General features: G+C 44.9%; 5 protein-coding genes. All 5 read right to left on the minus strand.

Going from position 1 to position 5776, the window contains the following annotated elements:
• Window positions 1-690 (minus strand): ABC transporter transmembrane domain-containing protein (locus tag RMO35_RS08610; RefSeq protein WP_309740264.1); only part of this gene is annotated, 690 nt, incomplete at its 3' end.
• 184 nt (window positions 691-874) lie between these two features.
• Window positions 875-2011 carry a glycosyltransferase gene (locus tag RMO35_RS08615; RefSeq protein ID WP_309740267.1) on the minus strand — a complete coding sequence of 379 codons (1137 nt, stop codon included), beginning with the start codon at window positions 2009-2011 and terminating at the stop codon, window positions 875-877.
• A gap of 96 nt (window positions 2012-2107) precedes the next feature.
• Window positions 2108-3343: a glycosyltransferase gene (locus RMO35_RS08620; protein WP_309740268.1), complete on the minus strand. Its 1236-nt coding sequence runs from the start codon at window positions 3341-3343 to the stop codon at window positions 2108-2110.
• Between the two features lie 78 nt (window positions 3344-3421).
• Window positions 3422-4687, minus strand: a complete 1266-nt coding sequence (locus RMO35_RS08625; RefSeq protein WP_309740269.1) for a glycosyltransferase — start codon at window positions 4685-4687, stop codon at window positions 3422-3424.
• A 42-nt stretch (window positions 4688-4729) separates the two neighbouring features.
• Window positions 4730-5776 (minus strand): glycosyltransferase (locus RMO35_RS08630; protein ID WP_309740271.1); only part of this gene is annotated, 1047 nt, incomplete at its 5' end.

A 5776-nucleotide genomic window follows, 5' to 3' on the forward strand; every position in this document is an offset into this window, starting at 1 on the left:
GGAACATCGCCTTGACCGACATCGTCTTTGCCTCCATGGCGAGTTAGTTTCCTTGCGAATCTGGCCGACAATATTGGTTGTAGTAATCGCAAATAGCGGGAAAATCGCGATCGAAATTAAAGCTAGCTCCCAATTGAGCCAAAACATCACTCCCATCATCCCGACGATCGTTACTACATTTGCCAGAAACGGCAGTGCAGTTTTGATCGTCACCAACCGCAAGCGTTCGATATCATAGGTAACTCGCGCAATCAGATCGCCACTTTTGAACCGTTGATGAAACGATAGCGATAGCCGCTGAATATGACTATATAAGTTGCTCCGTACCTCCGATAGCACCTGAATCGCTGCTAGAGCCATCCCATAAGTACTCAGATAGGCTGTAACACTGCGTAACGCGGCGATCGCGACGATTGATACAGCCAGCAGCGTGAGCAACCACATTGGTGACAACCCCCGTGCAAAACCCAAACTATCGGGATAGATATCTGTACGGGAAAGCAGTACGCCGTCGAAAATGAATTTCAGCGGCCAAGGTTCGAGCAATCCTAGCGCAGTTTCGATCAACAGCGCGAATAATGAGGTACCGATGAGCAGTTTCCGCTGGCGGATTTGTGGCCAGAATTTGACGAGGATGTGCCAACTGCCGGGGATGATGCCTTTAAGTTCTTTCTCTCCTGTCTGAATCATTATTTTGGGTTTTTATAGATACTTGTCCAGGGGTGGCTGGACTTCTGCTGAGATGGTGTTACCCCCCCAACCCCCCCTTATAAAGGGTGGGCTTTCTTCCTCCTCTTATAAAGGGGGAGCTTTTCCGGCTCCCTCCCCTTTATAAGGGGAGGGCTGGGGTGGGGTAACGGGACTACGCCACAACTCAAACCGACTCCAATTCTGAATCTGCCTTTTCCTTCGAGGGCTTCTCGAATTTCATCCCATCTTTCAAGCGTTGCGATCGACGCAAGCCCAGACTGTGACTGGCATATTCGTGTAGACGAGCATATCGATCGCTGATAAAGTTATTGATCGGACGCTCGATAACTTGCAACCAATCGGCAAAATCACTGCGCTTATCTTTGAGTGGGAACCGACTGATAATCGGACGCATCAGCGCGCGATAGCGACGACGACCGAGGCGATTGTAGCGACGGTGGAAGTACCAATCTTCTTCCACACCCCACTTGGCGCGGAAATGGTCGAAACTCGCCAAATCCCAAGCATCGCTCCAGCGCAAGCTGAAGTAGGTATAGTCATACCAATCGAACTCCGCTCCAGTCATGTAAGTGACAATACTCTGGCGTTCGCAATAGACAGTACCGCCAGCTTTCGCCGCACACAAGCACAGATCGATATGCTCCCGCGTACTGAGCAAGCCTTCATCGAGCAAGCCGTGTTCGTCAAAAAATGATTTGCGGACTAAAGCGGTGTGGAACTCGACAAATTCGCACTTAAAGCGGGTCATTTGGTCGGCAATCTTCGAGACTCGTTTTCCTTCCAAATAACTTTTTTGGACGGCATAGCGACCCGTTTTGGTGCCTTCGGTGCGAACTTCGATGTAAGTTGTACCGCCACCATTGTGGACGACTTCATGAACGGGGCTATCGATGCAGGTGAGGGTACCAACTACTGTCGCGTCAGTTTCTTCAGCGCACTCTACCAATTTTTGCAACCATCCTTTTTGGACGAGGACATCATTATCGACAAAGACGATATATTTACCCTGTGCGGCTTGGATTCCGATATTGCGGGCGCGATTGGGGGAGAGGAAGTGTTCGGTGCGAATTAGTTTAAATTGCTTCTCTTGCGCTTGTGTTTCTAAATAAGCCTTGAGTTGCGGGGAAGATCCACCATCAACATATACCAATTCAAAGGGATAATCTGTCTCGGCGTAAACGCTTTCTAATGATTGTTGGGAATAGCTAAACCGTTCGCGCGGTACGACGACGATCGTTACCATTGGCTGTTCGATCGAGGTTGAAATGTTGGCGGTTTCTAGAGGTAAAGTCTTAGTCATGATTAAGTTCCAATTAATGATAATTTGAGATAAGAATTACTCAGAGACTAAAGTCTCCGCTAGTGTTGCAAAGTCCGCCTACGCGGACTAAATCTCCTAGTCCGCGTTGGCGGACTTCGCATCATAAGCCCCGATTTCAATCGGCGGCGTTCTCTGCGGTGCCAGCAGATTCTCGATCGCAACTTTCGTTTTCTCAGCACCATCGAGATCGAATGATTTAGAGAATTTTGGTAGATGTTCTGATTCAATCGCCTGCACGATCTTATCGGCGAATTGTTCAGGCTGAAGGTCTTCAGGCTGGAGCATTGTGAGTAGCCCCATCTTTTCCAATTTTTCAGCCCTCACCATCTGCTCCCAATCTTTATTCGATGGCAAAATCATCGAATTAACACCAGTACGCAAAATGTTCATCGTAGTGTTATATCCACCCAAACTAATGGAAAGTTTTGCTTTTTGCATATACGTCAGAAATTGAGGTGTAAATTTTCTCAAAGTGAGATTATCTTGCCCCGCTGCTGCTGTTGCTAATGCTTGAAATCGATCGATCGAAATAAATGGCCCCGTAAATACCTGCACATGATACTCAGGCAATCGGGCGGCTAAAATCGGACTAACCGCCACTGCTGCATCGAGTAAATCGTGTCCTAGTTGTCCGCCACCGACGCTAATTAAAATCGTCGGATTGGTTCGGGATAAATCGATCGCATCTTCTGGCGTTTCAGTAAATGTTTCCGTCAGAGGTTGAGCGACAAATCCGGTGTACTGAATCGGACACTTAATATCAGCAACGCCTAAGAAGCTTTCTTCTAACCGATGAAATTGTGGATCGGAGTGAATTAATAACAGATCGAAATATCGATTCAGCCTATCGCAAGTTTTAGCAATTACTTCATCGCGATCGAGATAAGGTTGCGCCATCACGACATCTCGCAAACTACAGACAACCTTAATATCTCTCTTGGCAGCTTTGACTCTTTCTAATAATGGAATCGATTCAAATTCAAACTGATATTTTTTGAATGGATAGCCTTCAATGATTAAACAGTCTGGCTTAAATTCATCAAAGATATTTAATAAAGTGATTACCCGTTGTTGCTTGACTGTTTCTAAATCCTGACTTGGATCGACAACTTTAAGCTGACGATGTTCGGATAGCAATGTTGGTAATGTCACTACCTGAATATTTGCAGGTAGATCTAAACCTTCAACTTCCGTACCTCCTTTGACGAAAAAAATCTCAAATTCTGCTGCCAGACTTCGCAATATTTCGACACTGCGAACGAGATGACCCATCCCTAAATGATATTGACAGTAAAATAAAATCTTTCTCATGAATTAGCTCCTAATATTAGGCAGAGACTGAAGTCTCCGCTCATGATGCAAAGTCCGCCATCGCGGACTGAATTCTTATTAGTCCGCGAAGGCGGACTTTGCAGAACCAGCCACGATTTTAATCGTAGGCGTTACTGGCTTTGTATGAAATTTGAGTAACTTCTGGAGAACTATCGATGCTTGTTTTGCTCCATCGAGCTGAAGATGATTTTCCAAATTTAATGTTAATTCTTCAGCTAAATAATCGACGATCGATCTTGCCAATAGTTCTGGCTGTAGTTCGGATTTGTCTAAAATCTTGAGCAAACCCAACTGCTCTAGCTTCTCTGCTCTAATTGCCTGCTCTCGATCTTTGTCAGAGGGATAAATCATCGATCGAACACCAGTTTTTAAGATATTCATGGTAGTGTTATAACCGCCTAAACTAATCGATAAATCTGCTCGATCGAGATAAGCAATCAAACTAGGTGTAAATCGACGCAGACTAACATTCGTCTTTCCTTGAGCTAATTTTACGAGCTGCTGATATTTAGCTTCGCCCATTAATGGCCCTGCAAAAATCACAATTCTATGAATAGTTTCTTGCTCAATCAATGGTGCAGCTTGAATAATACTCTCTAATAGATCGTGTCCGAGTTTACCACCGCCAACACTGACAACAATCTTGGGAGTTGCATCGTTAAGCAGTGCTAGATCTGCGGCATCAAATTCAACTCGATTGGGTTCGGATTGCACCACGTAGCCTGTATAATAAACGGGGCAAGTCAAACTATCCGTATTAGAAATATTGTCTTCTAATCGATGAACGGATGGATCGGAATGGAGTAAAACAGCATCATAATAGTGGTTGACAAATTCACAACGTCTCTTTTCTTCAGCCTCGCGATCGGCAAATTCTTTAACCATAATAATATCGCGTAGACTACAAATTACCTGAGTAGATCGATCGGATTTTCTAACATGTTCTAATAAGGGAACCATCTCAAAAGCTAACGCCTTATTCTTACTAAAGGGGTAGCCTTCGGTAATCAGGACATCGGGTTGAAATCGATCGAATACCTCGATTAGTTGCTGTTGTCGAAACTTCTTCACCGCCTCCAAACTCATAATGCTACCCACGACTTGAAGCTGCTTGCCAACTTGGAGCGAATCAAATACCTCAACTTGAATTGTCGGTAATTGAACGACTTCAACTTCTGGAAGCATTGCAAATCCATCAACCTTTTGTCCACCCTCAATTAGACAAACTTCAAATGTTTTGACGAGTTCTCTCATCAATTCTCTCGTCCGAACTAAATGCCCCATTCCTAATAAATTTTGACAATAAAATAGAATCTTCTTCATAAAAATGCGATCGTCTGATAATGATACTTGTGTCGATCGAGATTAAGCAGACAGACATTTCATCCAATGCTCTGGAAATCTTTGCAATTCTCCCTTAACAGGTTGATGTGGAATCGCCATAACAATACTCTGGGCAATCCGAGGCAACGCATCCAAATCTACTTTTTGGATATTGCTAGTGTAATAGCTCGGATTATTTAATTGATGGAGTAGTTTATCGATTAAAACTGCTGGCGTTAATTCGTCGGGGTGAATCATTTCGAGTAATCCCAGTTCCGCCATTTTACGAGCGCGAATAACTTGTTCTTGAGTCGGTCTTACCCGTGGTACGATAATTGAGGGTTTTTGAGCGGATAAGATTTCACAAAAAGTGTTGTAGCCACCCATCGCCACCACCGTATTGGCGACTTCGATATAACTCATCAAATCGTCGGTAAACTCACTAATGATGACTTGCGGATGCTGTGCTGCCATCTGGAAAAGTGTCGCTCGTTCCTTTGTAGACATTTCTGGCCCGCAAACTACCAAACTTTTGAGTGGATAATCTGCTGGTAGCATTACTAAACCCTCCAGATAAGCGTGAATCAGCGGATACCCATCTTCGCCACCACCTGCGGTGACTAGTACGCACCGCTCGCCTGGAGCTAAATTTAATTCTTGCCGCAACACCTCACGGTGTTTGGATGCCTGTTGACGGCGGATATAGCCGCAAAAGAGCGATTTCGATCGCATCTGTGGGGAAAATTGGTACTCAGAGCAGGTATTGAATACTTCCGGCGTACCTACTACCAAAACTTGATGGTAAAACTGCTCGATGGCGCGATAACTATCGAGCGAGTGCCACTCAGCTACCGTCTGTTTGGGAGCATCCAAGATATCTCGCAATAGTAATAGCCACTTTGTTTCTGGGGCAACAGTGCGGAGAGTTTCGATCGTTTTTTTGAGTTCGTCTTGCAGTCCGTAAGGCTTTTTATCGACGAGTACTACATCCGGTCGAAAATTTAGAGCCGCCACCCGAATCAGATTGCATCGCAGCTTTACTGTCTGCTTCATATCGAGCTTGAGATATTTTGCCGACAGATCGCCATT

Source organism: Chamaesiphon sp. OTE_20_metabat_361, from assembly GCF_031364565.1.

What these genes read in the sequence shown, in the direction of transcription:
- RMO35_RS08620 (WP_309740268.1), bottom strand. Translation starts at nt 3,343, where the DNA reads ATGAGAAAGATTTTATTTTACTGTCAATATCATTTAGGGATGGGTCAT.
- RMO35_RS08615 (WP_309740267.1), bottom strand. Translation starts at nt 2,011, where the DNA reads ATGACTAAGACTTTACCTCTAGAAACCGCCAACATTTCAACCTCGATC.
- RMO35_RS08625 (WP_309740269.1), bottom strand. Translation starts at nt 4,687, where the DNA reads ATGAAGAAGATTCTATTTTATTGTCAAAATTTATTAGGAATGGGGCAT.